Below are 17,039 nucleotides of genomic sequence, written 5' to 3'. Positions count from 1 at the left end.
TGCAAATGTGCGATTGGCGTGGGAGCGGGCTTGCCCCGCGATAGGGCCGGTACAGTGTTAGACCGCCCGCCGCACCAACCCACACGCCAGCAACCCCACCTCGAACAGCACCCACATCGGCACTGCCAGCATGGTCTGGGAAAACACATCCGGCGGCGTCAGGATCATCCCCACCACGAAACACCCGACGATCACATAGGGCCGGCTGCGCCGCAGCGTGGCCACGTCGGTCAACCCTGCCCAGACCACGATGACGGTCGCCACCGGGATCTCGAAGGCCAGGCCGAACGCCAGGAACAGCGCCATGATGAAGTCCAGGTACAAGCCGATGTCGGTCATCATCGCTACCCCGTCGGGGGTCACGCTGGCGAAGAAGCCGAACATCATCGGGAACACCAGGAAGAACGCGAACGCCATGCCGCCGTAGAACAGCAGGATGCTCGACACCAGCAGCGGCAGGGCGATGCGTCGTTCACGGCGGTACAGCCCCGGGGCGATGAAGCCCCAGGCCTGATGCAGCAACAGCGGCATGGCGACGAACAGCGCGCACATCGCTGTCAGCTTGAACGGTGTGAGGAACGGCGAGGTGACGCTGGTGGCGATCATGCTGGCGCCTTCGGGCAGGTAGCGGCGCAGCGGTTCGGAGATCTGCGTGTACAGCGTCTGGGCGAAGGGGAACAAGCCGCAGAACACCAGCGCGACCACCAGCAGGCAACGCACCAGGCGCTTGCGCAGGTCGCGCAGGTGGTCGGTCAGCGGCATGCGCGCCGCCTGTTCGAGGGCGAGGGACATCAGGCGCTCTCCTTGGCGTGGGCGACCGGAGTCGCATCATTGGCCGGCGTCGCGTCGAGCTGGATACCCTGGCGGATCTCTTGTTCCAGGCGCTGCAACGGCACGGCATCCAGGGCGGGTATGTCGATCTCCCGCTCCACCTGCGCCTTCAGCGCATTCAACGCCCGCCGCGCCTGGCCCAGCCTACGGCCGAGGGTACGCGCCGCCACCGGCAGGCGCTCGGGGCCGAGCACCAGCAGGGCGACGATGCCGACCAGCAGCAGTTCGGTGAAGCCTATCTCGAACATCAGGCCTGGCGATCCGTCTGCGCCTGCTGTACCGGCTGATTGTTCAGCACCTGGGGTTGCTGCTCGACGCCATTGTCGGCAGTACCGCCCATGGACTTGCGAAAGCCCTGGATCGCTTCACCGACATCGCTGCCGAGCCCCTTGAGACGCTTGGTGCCGAACAGCAGGAAGACGATCAACAGCACGATCACCAATTGCCAGATTCCGATGCCACCCATGTAAGACCACTCCTGTCAGGTCAAAGAAAAAGGAAGGCCAATCCTGCCCTGCGCAGATGACGGGCACATGACTGCCATCTGACTGCAACAACGGGCGTGTTGACTGGCGCTTTTCAGCGGCCACAGGAAGACAGGGATGGGGCGCAGGCGACAACAGGGCGCGGCACTGCTGATGGTGTTGGTGGTACTGGCGATGCTCGCGGCGGGGCTGGCCTGGCTGGTGGAGGATGGACGGCGCCAGGTGGATGAGGTGCGCCTGCTGCACCAGCGGGTGCAGGTACGGGCCATGGAGCAGGCTGGGCTGGCCTATGCCTCCCAGGCCCTGCGCGATCCGGCCTGGCGGGCCAGCCCGCTGTTCTGGCAGGCCCTGCGCGGGCAGCCGCTGGCCTACGACTTCGGCGCCGGCAAGGCGCAACTGCGGGTGATCGACCAGCATGGTTGCTTCAACGTGAATGCGTTGTTGGGCGAGGATGGTCCGCGGGCCGAGCGCCAGCTGCGCCACCTGCTCGGCGACGACATGGCCGCCGAGCGGCTGGTCGATGCCCTGGCTGACTGGCTGGATGCCGACAGCGATGCCCGCTTGCAAGGGGCCGAGAGTGCCCAGTATCTGCGCCAGCAGCCACCCCGGCTGGCGGCCAACCAGCCGATGCTCGACACCAGTGAACTCAACCTGCTGCTGGAGCCCGACAGTGGCCGGCAAGGCCGCTACCGAATGCTCTGCGCACTGCCATCGACCGGCGGCTGGCGACTCAATGCCAACGCCCTGGGGCTGGAGCACCTGCCGTTGCTGGAGGCCTTGTACGAGGGGCAGTTTTCCCGTTCGATGCTCAGCCGCATCATCAGCGGCCGGCCGGCGGCGGGCTATGTGGATGCCGCGGCATTGCGCCAGGCGCTGGGGGCGGTGGATGACGAGACCTTCGCCCGACTCAGCGAAGGGTTGTTGCTCAACAGCGGCCATTTCGTGCTGCAGCTGTCGTTCGAGGAAGAGGGACGCACGCTGCGCAGCCAGTTCCAGATCGAGGCGCTGGGCGTGGTGCAGTGGCATGCGCGGGTGCCGGCGCAGCAGGTGCGGGTCAGGGGGCGGGAGCCCGTAGCCTGGTAAAGCTTTGTTACTGATGGTTGGAAATTCGCTATGTATCGTAGGAAATGTCGGATGAGTTGATCCGTTCAGCATGGGCGGTGACGTGGGCGGCTAAGCTACCCGCCGACCACATGTTCTACTGGGTATTCACCTCTCATGCTGAACACCACCCGCCCCAACTGGGGCGAGAAAACCCTCCAGGCCCTGAGTGATGGCGTGGCCATTGACGGGCGTTTCCGGATAGGGCTCTCGAAGTGCTTTGCGTCTGCCGCCGGGTCGATCTTGCTGGCAGTGTTTTCTGTCGGCAGTGCGGGATTCGTATCGATCTGCAGCACTCCGATCCTCGAACAGTGCAAGTACCTGATCGATGACACATCGCTCCCTGTACCTGAAACCTACGCGCACTCCATTATCGCGCTCTGCCTGACCGTGGTTGCGCTTGTGCTGGTGTGGCTGCGCGAATTGGGTTTGACGGATATCGCACGTCGCAAGGAGGCCGACCTGGAACGTCAACGCCGCGAGATGGAAGGGCGTCTGACCAATCTGCCTCCTCGGCAGTTCATCAATGACTATGTGGATGCGCTGAGGACAATCGGCGAGTTGCGTCAGCTGACCAAGCACGAGGCTCGTACGCTCAGCCCGGAAACGATCGTACAGCGCATTCGAACCATCATGTCGATCATCCTGAGCCTCACCAGGCTGTGGGATGGCGTCTCGGCATCCAACCGTTTCGTCACTTACCATGCGAATATCATGCGGGTCCTGTACCGGGACGAAATTTCCCTGACACCGGTACGTGACCTGGCCTTGGGGGATGATGCGCAAGCCTTCGTCAACCAGGACTCATACGCATTGCAGGACTGGTTGCTGCAATACGAGTTCTTTCTGCACAACCAATCCTATGACGTGGTGATAGAGCGCTGCTCGGGCATCCTGTTCATCCAGGACACAGGGCTATCCGTCAACTCATCATGCCCCGGGCGTCCCGATGGGTCGGCCGAGCAGATCTGCCTGCCATTCACTCGAACGGCGTGCTATGACCCCTCGTTCCATCATCCAAATCTCCCGGGGCCGGCGCGAGCGGCGGCGACCGGTCAACCTGGCTATGTACCGAACATCAATGAAACCATGGCCCTGTGGTTCGCCAATCAGAAAATCATCAACAGCGAAATCAATCCCAGATACGAGCAACAGGTAAAGGATTACTACCGCAAGCTTGATCATGCGAAATCGCTGATCAGTCTGCCCCTCTTTCATCAGGGGGCATTGATGGGCGTCTTGAACGTCAGCAAGAATGCCGAGAACATGCTGATGAATGCGGACCGTGCAGACCTGTTCGTGCAGTTGATGAACCCTGTCTGCTACCATTTGGGCAAGATGCTAGCCTCGCCTGAGGCAGGCCACGCTGGCGCGCAAGGCGTGCCCTGCGACAAGGAGCATGAATATGAGAATTGAGTTGCGTACACCACTGGTTCGCAAACCAACCCCCGCCAACACTGCGAAGAAGCGTGAGATGACGGGCGAGGAGTTGTGCAAGGCAATGGCCGAGCGGGCAGAGAAGATCCTCAAAGGGGAACCTGTCGAACCAGTGGGCTGGAACCTCGAGGTCTACTGAGCCTCAGTCGAATCGAAAGAAGCCGCCCATGGGCGGCTTTTTCGTTTGTCACTGTGGGAACACCGGTCGACTCGATCAGGCCGTGCCGATCTCCCCGCCATCGTTACGCTGGATCACCACCGTCGAAGCCCGTGGCCGCACCGAGGTGCCGGTCGGCGTGACGTCGGTGGCCTTGTCGGTGGTCGGCCAGTTGTCCGGGTGCTGGATGTTGACGAACATCGTCTTGTTGTCCGGGGTGAAGGCGATGCCCGTCACCTCGCAACCGTTCGGGCCGACGAAGAAGCGGCGCAGGGCCGCCTGGTTGGTGGCGTTGACCGGGATCTGCTTGCCGTTGGCGTCCACCAGGTCGGTGGGGATCACCGCCAGCAGTTGGTCGTTGGTGTAGCTGGTCAGGGTAGCCTCACCGTTGTCGGTCTCGAACCACAGCACGCCGCGGCTATCGAAGCTCATGCCGTCGGGGCTGGCGAACTGGTTCAGTTCGGTCAGGCCCGAGCGGTTGATGTCCGGGGCGCCGGCGGCGTTGGCGCCGAACACGAAGATGTCCCAGGTGAAGGTCTTGTGGTCGTCGCTGTCGTGCCAGCGGATGATGTGGCCATGGCGGTTCGGGCCGCGCGGGTTGGCCGCGTCGACCTTGGCGGCGGTGCGCGCGCTGTTGTTGGTCAGGGTCAGGTAGACGTCGCCGTTGAGCGGGTTGACGGCGGTCCACTCCGGGCGGTCCATGGGCGTGGCGCCCACGGCGTCGGCGGCGCCACGGGTGTTGAGGATGATGCCTGGCAAATCGGTGAACAGCGCGCCGAGGGTGCTGCCGCCGGTGGTCGGGGTGGCGACGTCGAGCAGCAGCCAGGCGCCGGTGCCGTTGGCGTCGAAGCGGGCCACGTAGAGCTTGCCCTTGTCCAGGTACTTGGCGCCGGTGGCCAGGCGGTCGGCCGGGTTGGCGTCAGCCGGGTCCCATAGCGCGTCGGAGACGAACTTGTACAGGTACTCGTTGTTGGAATCGTCGCCGGTGTACCAGACCAGCGGCTTGCCGGCCACCGGCAGGCCCGGGCAGCAGCCTTCGTGGCGGAAACGGCCCAGAGCGGTGCGTTTCACTGCCAGGGTGTTGCTGGTGTACGGGTCGATCTCGACGATGTAGCCGTAGGTGCTGGCTTCGTTGCGGAAGTCGTCGGTGGCGCTGGCGCCGGTGGGGGTGATGTCGAAGCGGGCGAACTCGCCGGCCACTTCGCTGGCGTCACCGGCCGCGGTTTCCCATTTGTACTGGCCGCTGCTGGTGGCGACGCCGATACGCACCTGGTTGGCCGGGCGCGTGCCCTTGTTGACGAAGATGCCGGGCCAGTTCTCTTCGCAGGTCAGGTAGGTGCCCCACGGGGTGTAGCCGTTGCCGCAGTTGTTGTTGGTGCCACGGCACTGGGTGCCGGTGGGCGAGAACTTGGTCTTGACGTGGTCGGTGCCGCGCAGGGGGCCGGCAATGTCCATCAGCGAGACGGTGGTGAAGCGGCGGTTGAGCGGGTCGTTGTCGACCACCTGCCAGCGCCCGGCGACCTTGCTGATACGCACCACGCCCGCGCCATGGGCGTTGATCTCCTTGCGCACCTCCTCGACCGGGCGCTTGCCGGCGACGGTGGTAGGGCCGGCCGGGTGCAGGGCGGCGGTGTCGATGTACTCGAAGTTGATCGCCAGCAGGCCATCGCTGGAGCTGCCGTTGATGGGGAAGAAGTGCATGCCGTCATGGTGCATGCCCATGGCGTTGGCCTGGTCGGTGGAGGTGTTGCTGCCGTCGGCCTTCCATGGGTTGGCGGTGGCGTTCAGCGGCGTGCCCCAGGGCGCCAGCACATAGGCGCTGTAGCCGGCGGCGACCACGCAGGCATCGGTGCGCGAGCCTGGGATTGAATTGAAGCCCAGCTTGAGTTTCGGTTTCTCCGGCTGGGGCGCCGGATCGTCGTTGTCGGAACCGCCGCCGCCGTCGAAGCAACCGGTCAGGCCGGTGCCGGCGATCATGGCGATGGCGGCGCCGAGGCTGCCGCGCACCACGGCGCGACGGCTCAGGTAGGTGTCCATGACACTGGCCATCGGCAGGTTGCCGCTCAGGTTCCGGTCCAGGTTATCGCCGGTATCTCGACTCATCAGGGTGTCCTTTTATTAGCTGAGTTGAAGGAAACCGCGACTGTAGACGGCAAGTATGTCGATTGATTGGCAGAAATGTTAAAGGGCGTTTAAAACGCGCTGCTATTACTAAAGGCCTAATCAAGTCTGTTTTGGAATTAGCAGCGGATTTCTGCCATCAAACTGTCACGCCAACGCCGCAATATCCGGAGCCCAACGTGAACAGGGATGGCGGAGTCGATGGCAAGCAGTGTGGGCAGGCGCGAGGTGATCGGGTGGATGGGCGTCGGTGCGCTGGCGCCGTTGCTCGGCGCCTGTTCCGCGCTACCGGGGCCGCGTGGCGGCAGCGACCGGGCGCTGGACCTGCTGTATGTGGCCGACACCCTCGATGCCCGCCAGCCGGGCCAGGCCGTGGTGCCGGCCACCCGCCTGGGGCCGGTGAGCCACCTGGGCCGCGCGCCGTGGATGAGTGGGCCCAATGCCAGTGCCGGGCAGCCGGAACTGGCGCCGTTGCTCGACGCCGGCCTCAGCGGGCAAGCCCGTACCGGTGGTTACGCGGTACTCGCGGCGTTGCTCGAGCAATTGCGCGTCGAAGCCGGCAGCGAGCAGTGCCTGACCCTGGAGAACGGCCAGTGCTGGAACGGCAGCGGCCTGGCCTACCTCACCCAGGGCGAGAGCGGCGTGCAGGGCAGCCAGTTGCTCGGCAGCGAGGTGCGGGTCAGCAGCGACGAGCGGGTGCTGTGGCCGCAGCGCAGCGCCGGGCTCTATCGCCAGTCTTCCTCTATTACCCTCGGCGCCGGCCTTGCCGACACCCAGGCCAAGGCGCTGGGCGTCGAAGGCGTCAAGGTGTTCCTGCGCGGCGGCGTGCGCATTGCGGTGGTGGGTGTCACCGACCCTTACGCCCAGGACCAGAAAGCCTCGCTGAAACAGTGGTACCAGTCGCTGCAACCGAGCTTCCAGCAGGCCCGGCGCGAGGCCGACCTGGTGGTGGCGCTGGCGGATGTCGGTACCGGCCCCGGACTGTGGCTGGCCGAGCGGGTGCCGGAAGTGGATGTGCTGCTGTGCGCCCGCGGCCAGGACCTGTGGCCCGCGCCGGTACTGGCGAGCCAGGCCAGTGGCCGGCGGGTGCCGGTGCTGTTCGCCGGCTGCCGGGCCAGCGGCGCGTTTCGCCTGCGGTGCCGCCAGGCCGGTGGCGAGTGGCAGTTCGAGGCGCGGTTCTTCCCGGCCTTCGAGCACAGCCTCGGGCCGCAAGCCCAGGCCCGCGCCAGCCAGCTGCGCGGCGAGCTGCAACGCCAGCGCAGCGGCCATGCCGCCTGGCTCGACCAGCCCCTGGCCCGTGCCCCCGAGGCGCTGTGGCGCCGCGATACCCGTGGCGGCAGCTGGGACCGATTGCTGCACCAGGCCCTGGCCGACGATTCGAGCATGCCGGTGCTGCTGCCCGGCCTGCGTTACGACTACCCGCTGCAAGCGGGCGAGCCGATTACCCGCGAACACCTGATCAGCCTCACCGGCGGTTACCCCGCGCCGGTGGTCGAAGCCCCGGCGCGTCAGGTCGAACAGGTGCTGGAGAACGCCGCCGAGCAACTGTTCGGCGACCCGCTGCTGCTGGACAACAGCCAGGACCTGCCGCGTTGGCAAAGCCAGGGCTGGCAGGTGAGCTACAGCCCCAACGGCAAGCGCATCATCGGCCTGCAACCGGTCGAGGGCCTGTGCCGCACCTTCGGCCTGCACTTCGACGCCCAGGCCGGTGTACCGCTGTGGCAGACCCTGGAAGCCTGGCTGACCCGGCAGACGCCGGGCTGGGCGCTGGCAACACTGCAATTGCCGGCGGTGCGCTACGTCCAGGGCCATCCGGGCTGGCACCCGCACCAGGTGGCGGCGTGACTTCGCGCCTGGCCACCTTCGCCTTGCTGAGCCTGGCCGGCTGGCTGGCGGCGCAATGCGTGCTGCTGCTCAGCCGCCAGCCGCTGCCGGCCAGCGCACCGGTTCAGGCGGATGTCGCGCTGCCGGGCCTGCTGGTGGAGCACTGGCAAGCCCCCGTCGATGACGGAAGTATTCCCATCACCCGCCTGCCCCTGGCTTACCTGGGCGGGCTCAAGGCCCAGCCGCTATCGGCCAGCGTGGTGGTGCTGCGCCACGGCCAGCAGGTGCGCACCCTCGGCCGTGGCCAGCGCCTGGCGCCGGGCATCGTGCTGCAGGACATCGACGTCGATGGCCTGATCTTCGACAACAACGGCCGGCGCGAGCGCCTGCCCTGGCCGCCACGCCCCGCCGTGACCGGCTTCAAGCGCCAAGGGTGAATGATGATTGCAAGGTACTGTCTGGCCGGGCTGCTGATGCTCGGCATGTCCCTGGCCCGGGCCGAAGAGCCGGAAGTGTTCGCCGACGACGGCACGCCGCTGTACGAGGTCAATTTCGTCGACACCGAGCTCGGTGAGTTCATCAACAGTGTGTCACGCATCACCGGCACCACCTTCATCGTCGACCCGCGGGTGCAGGGCAAGGTCACCGTGCGCACGGTCGATCGGCATGACGCCGACGCCATCTACGATATCTTCCTGGCCCAGCTGCGGGCCCAGGGCTTCGCCGCCGTGGACCTGCCCAATGGCAGCGTGAAAATCGTCCCCGACCAGGCCGCGCGCCTGGAGCCGGTGCCGGTGGAAAGCGCCGGCAAGAAATCCGAGGGCAGCGATGGCGTCGCCACCCGTGTGTTCAATGTGCGCAACGCCGCCAGTGAGCAGATGCTCGGCATCCTCAAGCCGCTGATCGACCCACGGGTCGGCGTGATCACGCCGTACCCGGCCGCCAACCTGCTGGTGGTCACCGACTGGCGCAGCAACCTGGAGCGCATCGACAGCCTGCTGCGCCAGCTCGACCAGGTCAGCGACGAGCCGTTGCAGGTCATCCCGCTCAAGCACGCCAGCGCCGCCGACACCGCGGGCCTGGTGACCCGCCTGCTGGCCCGCGAGCAGGGCGGCGATGCCGCCCAGGTGGTCGCCGATCCGCGCAGCAACGCCTTGCTGGTACGCGGCAGCGCCGACAGCCGCGAGCGGGTGCGGGCCTTGCTGGCCCAGCTCGACCGGCCCGGCGACAACCTGCGCAGCAGCAATACCCAGGTCATGTACCTGCGCCATGCCAACGCCGCCGAGGTGGTCAAGGTGTTGCGCGGCCTGAGCCAGGCCGGCGCGGTACCGGCCGCCGAAGGCGAGGGCAAGGACGCGGCGCCGGTGCCGGCGGCCAGCGATTCGGGGATCCGCCTGGAATACGAGGAGGGCACCAACGCCGTGGTCATGGTCGGCCCGGACAGCGAGCTGGCCGCCTTCCGCAGCATCGTCGAGCAGCTGGACATCCGCCGGGCGCAGGTGGTGGTCGAGGCGATCATCGCCGAGGTGTCCGACAGCAGCGCCCAGGAGCTGGGCGTGCAGTGGTTGTTCGCCGACGAGAAGTTCGGCGCCGGCATCGTCAACTTCGGCGGCAACGGGGTGAACATCGCCAGCATCGCCGGGGCTGCCAGCAGCGGCGACAACGAAAAACTCGGCAAGCTGCTGTCGGCCACCACCGGCGCCACCGCCGGCATCGGCCATATCGGCGGCGGCTTCAACTTCGCCATGCTGGTCAACGCGCTCAAGGGCAAGAGCGGCTTCAACCTGCTGTCCACGCCGACCCTGCTGACCCTGGACAACGCCGAGGCGTCGATCCTGGTCGGCCAGGAAGTGCCGTTCGTCACCGGTTCCGTCACCCAGAACAACGCCAACCCCTACCAGACCATCGAGCGCAAGGAGGTGGGGGTGAAGCTGCGCATCAAGCCGCAAGTCAACGTCGACAACAGCGTGCGCCTGGACATCGTCCAGGAAGTGTCGTCGATCGCCGATTCCAGCGCCGCCAGCGACGTGATCACTAACAAGCGCGAGATCAAGACCAAGGTGATGGTCGAGGACAACGGCCTGGTGATCCTCGGCGGGCTGATCAGCGACGAGCTCTCCACCAGCAACCAGCGCGTGCCGCTGCTCGGCGACATTCCCTACCTGGGCCGGCTGTTCCGCTCCGACGCCAGCAAGAACACCAAGCAGAACCTGATGGTGTTCATCCGTCCGCGCATCCTGCGCGACGGCGAGAGCCTGGCCGGATTGAGCCAGCAGAAGTACCAGAGCCTTCAGCAGAACACCCCGCTCAAGCTGCCGGCTCTGGCCGAAGGCCTGCCGCTGCTGCAGGTGTTTCCCTCCAGCCGGGCACGCCTCGAAGGCGGTGACTGGTGATGCTGCCCTATCGCCTGGCGCGCCAGAGCGGCGTGGCCATGGCGCCGACCGAAGGCGGCTGGCAGCTGTGGCTGCGCAGTGACGCCGACAGCGACCAGTTGCAGGAGCTGCTGCGCGTGCATGGCCAGCCGGTGGGCGTCGAGCACCTCGACAGCGCGAACTTCGACGAGCGGCTCGGCCAGCTCTACCAGGCCGGCGAGGCGGCGAACGAGGCCTTGATCGAAGGCATCGGCGAGCAGGTCGACCTGGACAGCCTGATGAGCGAGATGCCGCGCATCGAGGACCTGTTGGAAAGCGATGACGAAGCCCCGGTGATCCGCCTGATCAACGGCCTGTTCGGCCAGGCCCTGCGCCTGCGCGCCTCGGACATCCATATCGAGACCTTCGAGCAGAGCCTGGTGGTGCGCCTGCGCGTCGACGGCCACCTGCGCGAAGTGCTGCGCCCGCCCCGGGCGCTGTCGGCGATGCTGGTGTCGCGGATCAAGGTCATGGCCCGGCTGGACATCGCCGAGAAGCGCCAGCCCCAGGATGGCCGCATCACCCTGCGCGCCGCCGGGCGCGAGGTGGATGTGCGGGTCTCGACCTTGCCCGGGATCCATGGCGAGCGGGTGGTGATGCGCGTGCTCGACAAACAGGCCAGCCTGCTGGCGCTGGACAACCTGGGCATGCCCGCCGCCGTGCTGCGCGGCTTGCGCTCATGCCTGGCGCGGCCCAACGGCATCGTGCTGTCCACCGGCCCGACCGGCTCGGGCAAGACCACCACGCTATACGCCAGCCTCAACAGTCTGAACGACGGCAGCCGCAACATCCTCACCGTCGAGGATCCGGTCGAGTACGCCATCGCCGGCATCGGCCAGACCGCCATCAACCCCCGCGCCGGGCTGACCTTCGCCAGCGGCCTGCGCGCGATCCTGCGCCAGGACCCGGACGTGATCATGCTCGGCGAAATCCGCGACCAGGAAACCGCGCAGATCGCCGTGCAGGCCAGCCTCACCGGTCACCTGGTGCTGTCCACCCTGCACACCAACAGCGCCGTGGGCGCGGTGACCCGCCTGCGCGACATGGGCATCGAACCCTTCCTGATCGCCTCGTGCCTGCGCGGCGTGCTGGCCCAGCGCCTGGTGCGGCGGCTGTGTGCCTGCGCGGTGGCCCAGCCGCTGCAAGGCGCCGAGCGCGAACTGTGGCCGGAGCTGGGCAGCCTGCGCGAGAGCTATCACCCGGTCGGCTGCGAGCACTGCCAGGGCAGTGGCTATGTCGGTCGGCTGGGGCTGTACGAATTCATCGAGCTGGATGCCGGGCTGGTCACCTTGCTCTACGACGGCGAGAGCGAGCTGGCCATGCAGGCCTACCTGGATGGCCGCCGGCAGAGCCTGGTGGCTGAGGCCCGCGACTGCCTGGCCCGTGGCGAGACCAGTTTGGCCGAAGTGCTGCGCGTGGTGCAGGGCTGAGCATGCCGACCTATCGCTACCAGGCCGTGGATCTTGCCGGCAAGGCGCACAAGGCCAGCGTGCAGGCCGACAGCGAGCGGCATGCGCGCCAGTTGCTGCGTGAGCAGGGCCTGTTCGCCCGGCAGTTGCAGCGCCACGACAGCGCACAGCCCCGCCGCCAGCGCCTGACCCGCGCCCAGCTGTGCGAGCTGACCCGGCAGCTGGCGACCCTGGTCGGTGCCGGTATTCCACTGGTCGATGCCCTGGCCACCCTGGAGCGGCAGCTGCGCCAGCCGGCCCTGCATGCGGTGCTGGTGACCCTGCGTGGTTCCCTCGCCGAAGGCCTGGGGCTGGCCCGCAGTCTGGCTCGCCAGGGCGCGCCGTTCACCGGGCTTTACTGCGCGCTGGTCGAGGCCGGCGAGCGCTCCGGGCGCCTGGGCCAGGTGCTGGCGCGCCTGGCCGATCACCTGGAGCAGGTGCAGCGCCAGCGTCACAAGGCCCGCACTGCGCTGATCTACCCGGCGGTGCTGATGGGCGTGTCGCTGGCGGTGGTGGTCGGCCTGATGACCTTCGTGGTGCCCAAGCTCACCGAGCAGTTCGCCCATTCCGGGCAGAGCCTGCCGTTGATTACCTCGCTGCTGATCGGCATCAGCCAGGGGCTGGTCCATGCCGGGCCGTACCTGCTGGCGCTGGCGATCGGCCTGACCGTGGCTGGCGGCTGGCTGCTGCGCAAGCCGCACTGGCGCCTGCGTCGCGACGACCTGCTGCTGCGCCTGCCGCGTGTCGGCGCGCTGCTGCAGGTGCTGGAAAGCGCGCGCTTGGCGCGCAGCCTGGCGATTCTCTGCGGCAGTGGCGTGGCCCTGCTCGAAGCCCTGCAGGTGGCCACCGAGACGGTCGGCAACCTGCGTATCCGTGCCGCCATGGCGCAGGTGCGCCAGCAGGTGCAGGGCGGCACCAGCCTGCACCGGGCGCTGGATGGCGCCGGTCAATTCCCGCCGCTGCTGGTGAACATGGTCGGCAGCGGCGAGGCCAGCGGCACCCTGGCCGACATGCTCGAGCGGGTGGCCGATGACCAGGAACGTGGCTTCGCCCGCCAGGTGGACACCGCTATGGCGTTGTTCGAACCGCTGATGATCCTGGTGATGGGCGCGGTGGTGCTGTTCATCGTGCTGGCGGTGCTGCTGCCGATCATGCAGCTCAACCAGGGATTGCAACTGTGACAAGGAGACCTTTCATGCAACAACGACGCAACCGCCAAGGTGGCTTCACGCTGATGGAAATCATGGTGGTGATCTTCATCATCGGCCTGCTGATCGCCGTGGTCGCGCCCAGCGTGCTGGGCAACCAGGACAAGGCTATGAAGCAGAAGGTCATGGCCGACCTTGCGACCCTGGAGCAGGCGCTGGACATGTACCGCCTGGACAACCTGCGTTTCCCCAGCAACGAGCAGGGCCTGGCGGCGCTGGCGAAGAAACCGACCCAGGAACCGCTGCCACGCAGCTGGCGCAGCGATGGTTACATCCGCCGTCTGCCGGAAGATCCGTGGGGCACGCCATACCAGTACCGCATGCCCGGCGAGCATGGCCGGGTCGATGTCTATTCGCTGGGGGCCGACGGCGTGCCGGGCGGCGAAGGGCTCGATGCCGACCTGGGCAATTGGGCGCTCTGAAATGCCTGCCCGAAATGAGCGCAACTGCGTGGGAGCGGGCTTGCCCCGCGATGGCAATGTTGGCCATGCCACCGCCATCGCGGGGCAAGCCCGCTCCCACGCTGTCCCGATCCAACAGCGCGGCTTCAGCCTGCTCGAACTGCTGGTGGTGCTGGCCATCGCCGCGCTGATGACCAGCCTTGCGGTGGCCTGGCTCGACAGCGGAAGGAGCAGCGTCGACCAGACCCTCGACCGCCTGGCCGCCGCCACCGTGGCCCAGGCCGACCTGGCACGTCATGCCGGGCAACTGCGGGGGATTCGCTGGAACGGCCAGCGACCTGAGTTCGTGCGCCGCCAAGGTGATCAATGGCAGGTGGAAACCGTGGCCTTGGGCGATTGGCCCAAGGGCCTGCGCCCGGACTGGCCGGCCAGCCAGACGCCCGCGCTGCTGTTCACCCCCGATGGCTGGGCTCGCCCGGGCACCGTGCGCTGGCGCTGGGCCGAGGGCGGCCGGCGCTGGGACTGGGACCGCAGTGGCCAGTTGCGCGTGAGCGTGATGCCATGAAACGCGGGCAACGGGGGTTCACCTTGCTCGAAGTGAGCGTGGCCCTGGGCATCGCCGCGGTCCTGGCGGTGATCACCAGTCAGGTCCTGCGCCAGCGCCTGGCTGTGCAGGACACCGTGCAGCAGCATCGCCTGGGCCTGCTGTGCGCCCGCGAGCTGCAGGCACGTTTCGCGGTCGAGCAGTACTGGCCGGTGGCCAACCAGGACAGCGGCGTGCTGGTCGAGGGCGGGCAGGCCTGCCATTGGCAGCTGCAGCTGCGCCGTACCGGCGTGCGCGACCTGCGCCGTGGTGAGTTGCTGCTGCATGCCGACCGCGACCAGCGCCTGCCGCTTGGGCAGTACACCGTGTTCCTGGAGCGACCATGAAGCGGCGCCAGGCGGGCATGACCCTGATCGAGCTGCTGGTGGCCCTGGCTCTCACCGCCTTGCTCGGGGTGATGCTGTCGGCGCTGGTCAACGGTTGGCTGAAGGTGCGCGAGCGGCTCGACGAACAGGTACGCGAAACCGGCGTGCTGGATTTCTGCCTGGCGCTGGAGCGGCGCTTCGACAGCCCGGTGTTGCGCCGTGTGTATGAACAGCGCCTGCCGCTGGCGCCGCGCTGGCTCGACTGGCAACCCGACCGCCAGCAGTTGCTGTGGGTGGCCGCCGCAGCCTGGCCCCAGGCCGAGGGCGGCTCGCGTCTGCAACGCCAGCGCCTGCGTTTCGAGCCCCGCGAACAACGCCTGCTGCTGGAAACCTCGGCCGACCTGTATGCCGCCGCGGCCCCGCAGTGGGTGATGCGCGAACGGCTGGAGCGGGTCAGCGCGATGAACATCCTCTACCACCAGTCCGGCCGCTGGCTGGCCTGGCCTTCCGAACAATCGGCGCACCCCGGGCGGGGTGTGCGCGTGGAGCTAGTGCGTGATGGAGCACCGTTTACCTGCACCTTCGTTCTGCCCTGGGGGCGCTCATGAAGCTTGAATGGCGCCGCCGGGCGTCGGCACAACCCTGGCTGCTGCTGCGCCCAGGCGAGGTCTGGGAGTGGCTGCTGGTAATCCAGGGACGCCCCGTGCGCGAGGGTCTGGGGGAACCACCGCCAGGGCTCGAGGCGCGCATCGCCCTGATCGTCCCCGGCGAGCATTGCAGCCACTTCCAGCTGGCCGCGCCACCCGGGCTCAAGCGCGAAGAGTGGCCGTTGCTGGTCGAGGATCGCTTGCTGCAAGGCGTCGATGAGGTGCTGTGTGCCTGTATCGGGCGTCACGCGGGGCAGGTGCAATTGCTGGTGGTGGCGCGGGCGAGGCTGGACGAATGGCGTGCTCAGTGCGCCACTTGGGCATTGCCGGTGGAGCGTTGCTGGGCTGAGTTCCAGCTGCTGCCCGACAGCGTGGGCGCGGCGGGTTGGCATTGGCGACGAGGGACGACGAGCCTGTACAAAAGCCAGGCGCGTTGGTTGGCCTGGCCGCAGGCGCTCGGCCTGCCGCCGGCGTTGGACGGGCTGGCCGATGACGCCGAATGCATCGAGGGCCCATGGCCAGAGGTGCTGGCGCCGCTCGATGGCCTGCCGGGGGTGTTCGAGGCGCGACGTGCCCGCTCACGCCCGCGTTTGCAGGGCGGGCAATCGCGCCTGGCCGTCGCCTGCCTGGCGCTTGCCTTGGCATGGGGCGGGCTGTGGTGCGCGCAACAGTGGCGACAGGCCCAGGTCTATCGCGCCCAGGTGCTGGCGGTGACCGGTCCCCAGGCGACACCACGCCAGGCGGCGGTGGCGCTCAAGCGCCTGTGGGACGACGCCGGTGAAAGCCAGGTGCGCCTGCGTCTGCTCGACGCGGTGCAGGCGCAGGTCCATGCCTGGTTGAGCGATCACCCTGGCTGGCAGGTGCGGGCGGTGCGGTACGACGGCCAGCGCTGGCACCTGGAGCTGGAAGGCGAGGGCGACGTCGCGCCCTGGCACGACATGGCCACGGCGATCGGCGTGCAGGTCCAGGTGGAAGACGAGGCGCGTCGCGTGGTGTTCGACCTGGGGAGCGCAGCATGAACCGCGAATGGTTGCAGCAGCATCGGTTATCGCTGGCCTGGGGCGCCGTCGCGCTGTTGGTTGTGCTGCTGGCGCTGCGCGAGGGTAACGCCTACTGGCGCGAACAGGCGCAGTGGCGGGCGCTGGCCGAATCGCTGACGGCGCCAGCACAGCAACCCGCATTGACCCTGGAAGAGTTGCACCAGTCGGCCCAGGCGCGACGCATCGAGCTGGCCGAGGTGCAGCCCGAGGACGAAGGTTGGCTGGCGCGTGGCAAGGTGGCCGATGCCCAGGCGCTGCAAGGCTGGTTGCAGGCCCTGCGCGATGATGGCGCGCAGCCTTTGCAGTGGGGGCTGGAGCGAGACACCGAGGGGCTGCGCTTTACCGTGCGGCTGCGGCCATGAACCGGCGGGCTGGGCTGTGGGTGGCCCTGGTGTTCTGCCTGACACTGTTGACCGAGCTGCCGGCACGCTGGCTGGTCGCGGGGGTTGGGCTACCGGCCGAGGGCGTGAGCGGCAGCCTGTGGCAAGGGCAGGCCGTTCGGCTGGGTGCGGCAGGCCCGGTGCAATGGACGTGGCGACCGTGGCAGCGCGACCTGCAGGTGCGGTTGGGTTTTCAAGGCCAGGGTTGGCAAGGGCGCCTGAGCGGCTGGCCGTGGCGTTGGCAGGCCGGGCTGCAGGCAGTGGGCTCGCAGCCCAGCGCTGCCCTGGGATACCGCCTGACTGGGCAGTGGCAAGGGGGCATCAGCCTGCAAGGCTCGGGGCAGCGTTGCCTGGCCGCTGAAGGGCGGATCACGGTGGCCGATCTGGCCTTGAGCGCCCCGTGGTCCCTGGGATTGGGGCAGGGGACGCTGGAAATGGACTGCCGCCAGGGCTGGCGGCTGGCTGCGGGGCTGGTTCGCCAAGGTCAGCACCAGCTTGGCCTGGAGGCCGACCTGGTGGCACGGCGGGCGCAGCTCGACTTCGCAATGTCGGCTGACGCCGGCCTGACACCGGTGCTGCGCGGCCTGCAATGGTTGGGGCCGCAAGACCGCGTAGGGCAGCGCCGGCTGAGCTGGTAGC

General features: G+C 67.6%; 19 protein-coding genes. 15 read left to right on the top strand and 4 right to left on the bottom strand.

The window, feature by feature from the left end:
* Nucleotides 1-57: 57 nt before the first annotated feature.
* Genes tatC through tatA form a run of 3 tightly spaced genes read right to left on the bottom strand, consistent with a single transcriptional unit; the run spans nucleotide 58 to nucleotide 1,297 of the window.
* Complete coding sequence (gene tatC / locus PRtIB026_RS24225) at nucleotides 58-792, bottom strand: twin-arginine translocase subunit TatC (protein ID WP_203650979.1); 735 nt, start codon at nucleotides 790-792, stop codon at nucleotides 58-60.
* Nucleotides 792-1,079: a Sec-independent protein translocase protein TatB gene (tatB, locus tag PRtIB026_RS24220; protein ID WP_203650980.1), complete on the bottom strand. Its 288-nt coding sequence runs from the start codon at nucleotides 1,077-1,079 to the stop codon at nucleotides 792-794. Before tatB ends, tatC begins: the two co-directional genes overlap by 1 nt.
* Nucleotides 1,079-1,297, bottom strand: a complete 219-nt coding sequence (tatA, locus tag PRtIB026_RS24215) for a twin-arginine translocase TatA/TatE family subunit (protein ID WP_062574996.1) — start codon at nucleotides 1,295-1,297, stop codon at nucleotides 1,079-1,081. Before tatA ends, tatB begins: the two co-directional genes overlap by 1 nt.
* A gap of 136 nt (nucleotides 1,298-1,433) precedes the next feature.
* Between tatA and gspK the strand changes: the two genes are divergently transcribed.
* The 3 genes from gspK (at nucleotide 1,434) to PRtIB026_RS24200 (ending at nucleotide 3,993) form a co-directional block, all read left to right on the top strand.
* A complete protein-coding gene (gene gspK, locus PRtIB026_RS24210; RefSeq protein WP_203650982.1) occupies nucleotides 1,434-2,399 on the top strand; it encodes a type II secretion system minor pseudopilin GspK in 966 nt (321 codons plus the stop codon).
* A gap of 135 nt (nucleotides 2,400-2,534) precedes the next feature.
* The gene (locus PRtIB026_RS24205; RefSeq protein ID WP_203650984.1) at nucleotides 2,535-3,833 is read left to right on the top strand and encodes a hypothetical protein; all 1,299 of its coding nucleotides are present in this window, start codon (nucleotides 2,535-2,537) and stop codon (nucleotides 3,831-3,833) included.
* On the top strand, nucleotides 3,823-3,993 hold the full coding sequence (locus PRtIB026_RS24200; RefSeq protein ID WP_203650986.1) for a hypothetical protein: 171 nt from the start codon (nucleotides 3,823-3,825) through the stop codon (nucleotides 3,991-3,993). The genes PRtIB026_RS24205 and PRtIB026_RS24200 overlap by 11 nt, the downstream gene beginning before the upstream one ends.
* 75 nt (nucleotides 3,994-4,068) lie before the next feature.
* Here PRtIB026_RS24200 and PRtIB026_RS24195 read toward each other — a convergent pair whose 3' ends face one another.
* A complete protein-coding gene (locus tag PRtIB026_RS24195) occupies nucleotides 4,069-6,114 on the bottom strand; it encodes a PhoX family protein (RefSeq protein ID WP_203650988.1) in 2,046 nt (681 codons plus the stop codon).
* A 219-nt stretch (nucleotides 6,115-6,333) separates the two neighbouring features.
* Between PRtIB026_RS24195 and PRtIB026_RS24190 the strand changes: the two genes are divergently transcribed.
* From PRtIB026_RS24190 to PRtIB026_RS24135, 12 genes are read left to right on the top strand one after another with little or no spacing between them, the layout of a single operon-like run.
* On the top strand, nucleotides 6,334-7,977 hold the full coding sequence (locus tag PRtIB026_RS24190) for a lipoprotein UxpA (protein WP_203650990.1): 1,644 nt from the start codon (nucleotides 6,334-6,336) through the stop codon (nucleotides 7,975-7,977).
* Nucleotides 7,974-8,393, top strand: a complete 420-nt coding sequence (locus PRtIB026_RS24185; protein ID WP_203650992.1) for a pilus assembly protein PilZ — start codon at nucleotides 7,974-7,976, stop codon at nucleotides 8,391-8,393. Before PRtIB026_RS24190 ends, PRtIB026_RS24185 begins: the two co-directional genes overlap by 4 nt.
* A 3-nt stretch (nucleotides 8,394-8,396) precedes the next feature.
* A complete protein-coding gene (gspD, locus tag PRtIB026_RS24180; protein ID WP_203650996.1) occupies nucleotides 8,397-10,349 on the top strand; it encodes a type II secretion system secretin GspD in 1,953 nt (650 codons plus the stop codon).
* Entirely contained in the window at nucleotides 10,349-11,797 is a 1,449-nt protein-coding gene (locus PRtIB026_RS24175) for a GspE/PulE family protein (RefSeq protein ID WP_203652600.1), read from the top strand. The genes gspD and PRtIB026_RS24175 overlap by 1 nt, the downstream gene beginning before the upstream one ends.
* Nucleotides 11,798-11,799: 2 nt before the next feature.
* Complete coding sequence (gspF, locus tag PRtIB026_RS24170; protein WP_203651001.1) at nucleotides 11,800-12,996, top strand: type II secretion system inner membrane protein GspF; 1,197 nt, start codon at nucleotides 11,800-11,802, stop codon at nucleotides 12,994-12,996.
* 14 nt (nucleotides 12,997-13,010) lie between these two features.
* Nucleotides 13,011-13,445 (top strand): type II secretion system major pseudopilin GspG, encoded by a 435-nt coding sequence (gene gspG / locus PRtIB026_RS24165; RefSeq protein WP_028691608.1) that lies wholly within the window; start codon nucleotides 13,011-13,013, stop codon nucleotides 13,443-13,445.
* Between the two features lies 1 nt (nucleotide 13,446).
* Nucleotides 13,447-13,989, top strand: a complete 543-nt coding sequence (gene gspH, locus PRtIB026_RS24160; RefSeq protein WP_203651002.1) for a type II secretion system minor pseudopilin GspH — start codon at nucleotides 13,447-13,449, stop codon at nucleotides 13,987-13,989.
* Nucleotides 13,986-14,354 carry a type II secretion system protein gene (locus tag PRtIB026_RS24155; protein ID WP_203651006.1) on the top strand — a complete coding sequence of 123 codons (369 nt, stop codon included), beginning with the start codon at nucleotides 13,986-13,988 and terminating at the stop codon, nucleotides 14,352-14,354. Before gspH ends, PRtIB026_RS24155 begins: the two co-directional genes overlap by 4 nt.
* The gene (locus PRtIB026_RS24150; RefSeq protein ID WP_234562195.1) at nucleotides 14,351-14,941 is read left to right on the top strand and encodes a prepilin-type N-terminal cleavage/methylation domain-containing protein; all 591 of its coding nucleotides are present in this window, start codon (nucleotides 14,351-14,353) and stop codon (nucleotides 14,939-14,941) included. The genes PRtIB026_RS24155 and PRtIB026_RS24150 overlap by 4 nt, the downstream gene beginning before the upstream one ends.
* Nucleotides 14,938-15,999 (top strand): GspL/Epsl periplasmic domain-containing protein, encoded by a 1,062-nt coding sequence (locus PRtIB026_RS24145; protein ID WP_234562193.1) that lies wholly within the window; start codon nucleotides 14,938-14,940, stop codon nucleotides 15,997-15,999. The genes PRtIB026_RS24150 and PRtIB026_RS24145 overlap by 4 nt, the downstream gene beginning before the upstream one ends.
* Nucleotides 15,996-16,382, top strand: coding sequence for a type II secretion system protein GspM (gene gspM, locus PRtIB026_RS24140; RefSeq protein WP_203651008.1), 387 nt, complete (start codon nucleotides 15,996-15,998; stop codon nucleotides 16,380-16,382). The genes PRtIB026_RS24145 and gspM overlap by 4 nt, the downstream gene beginning before the upstream one ends.
* Nucleotides 16,379-17,038 carry a type II secretion system protein N gene (locus PRtIB026_RS24135; RefSeq protein ID WP_232855930.1) on the top strand — a complete coding sequence of 220 codons (660 nt, stop codon included), beginning with the start codon at nucleotides 16,379-16,381 and terminating at the stop codon, nucleotides 17,036-17,038. Before gspM ends, PRtIB026_RS24135 begins: the two co-directional genes overlap by 4 nt.
* Nucleotide 17,039 lies beyond the last annotated feature (1 nt).

This window comes from Pseudomonas sp. RtIB026 (assembly GCF_016861355.2).
Classification (GTDB): Bacteria; Pseudomonadota; Gammaproteobacteria; order Pseudomonadales; family Pseudomonadaceae; genus Aquipseudomonas; species Aquipseudomonas peradeniyensis.
The sequence above is the reverse complement of the archived record's forward strand: the minus strand, read 5'-3'. Positions and strand labels throughout refer to the sequence as shown.

Coding starts and splice junctions, on each gene's coding strand:
- tatC (WP_203650979.1), bottom strand. CDS start 792: ATGTCCCTCGCCCTCGAACAGGCGGCGCGCATGCCGCTGACCGACCAC.
- tatB (WP_203650980.1), bottom strand. CDS start 1,079: ATGTTCGAGATAGGCTTCACCGAACTGCTGCTGGTCGGCATCGTCGCC.
- tatA (WP_062574996.1), bottom strand. CDS start 1,297: ATGGGTGGCATCGGAATCTGGCAATTGGTGATCGTGCTGTTGATCGTC.
- gspK (WP_203650982.1), top strand. CDS start 1,434: ATGGGGCGCAGGCGACAACAGGGCGCGGCACTGCTGATGGTGTTGGTG.
- PRtIB026_RS24205 (WP_203650984.1), top strand. CDS start 2,535: ATGCTGAACACCACCCGCCCCAACTGGGGCGAGAAAACCCTCCAGGCC.
- PRtIB026_RS24200 (WP_203650986.1), top strand. CDS start 3,823: ATGAGAATTGAGTTGCGTACACCACTGGTTCGCAAACCAACCCCCGCC.
- PRtIB026_RS24195 (WP_203650988.1), bottom strand. CDS start 6,114: ATGAGTCGAGATACCGGCGATAACCTGGACCGGAACCTGAGCGGCAAC.
- PRtIB026_RS24190 (WP_203650990.1), top strand. CDS start 6,334: ATGGCAAGCAGTGTGGGCAGGCGCGAGGTGATCGGGTGGATGGGCGTC.
- gspD (WP_203650996.1), top strand. CDS start 8,397: ATGATTGCAAGGTACTGTCTGGCCGGGCTGCTGATGCTCGGCATGTCC.
- PRtIB026_RS24175 (WP_203652600.1), top strand. CDS start 10,349: ATGCTGCCCTATCGCCTGGCGCGCCAGAGCGGCGTGGCCATGGCGCCG.
- gspF (WP_203651001.1), top strand. CDS start 11,800: ATGCCGACCTATCGCTACCAGGCCGTGGATCTTGCCGGCAAGGCGCAC.
- gspG (WP_028691608.1), top strand. CDS start 13,011: ATGCAACAACGACGCAACCGCCAAGGTGGCTTCACGCTGATGGAAATC.
- gspH (WP_203651002.1), top strand. CDS start 13,447: ATGCCTGCCCGAAATGAGCGCAACTGCGTGGGAGCGGGCTTGCCCCGC.
- PRtIB026_RS24155 (WP_203651006.1), top strand. CDS start 13,986: ATGAAACGCGGGCAACGGGGGTTCACCTTGCTCGAAGTGAGCGTGGCC.
- PRtIB026_RS24150 (WP_234562195.1), top strand. CDS start 14,351: ATGAAGCGGCGCCAGGCGGGCATGACCCTGATCGAGCTGCTGGTGGCC.
- PRtIB026_RS24145 (WP_234562193.1), top strand. CDS start 14,938: ATGAAGCTTGAATGGCGCCGCCGGGCGTCGGCACAACCCTGGCTGCTG.
- gspM (WP_203651008.1), top strand. CDS start 15,996: ATGAACCGCGAATGGTTGCAGCAGCATCGGTTATCGCTGGCCTGGGGC.
- PRtIB026_RS24135 (WP_232855930.1), top strand. CDS start 16,379: ATGAACCGGCGGGCTGGGCTGTGGGTGGCCCTGGTGTTCTGCCTGACA.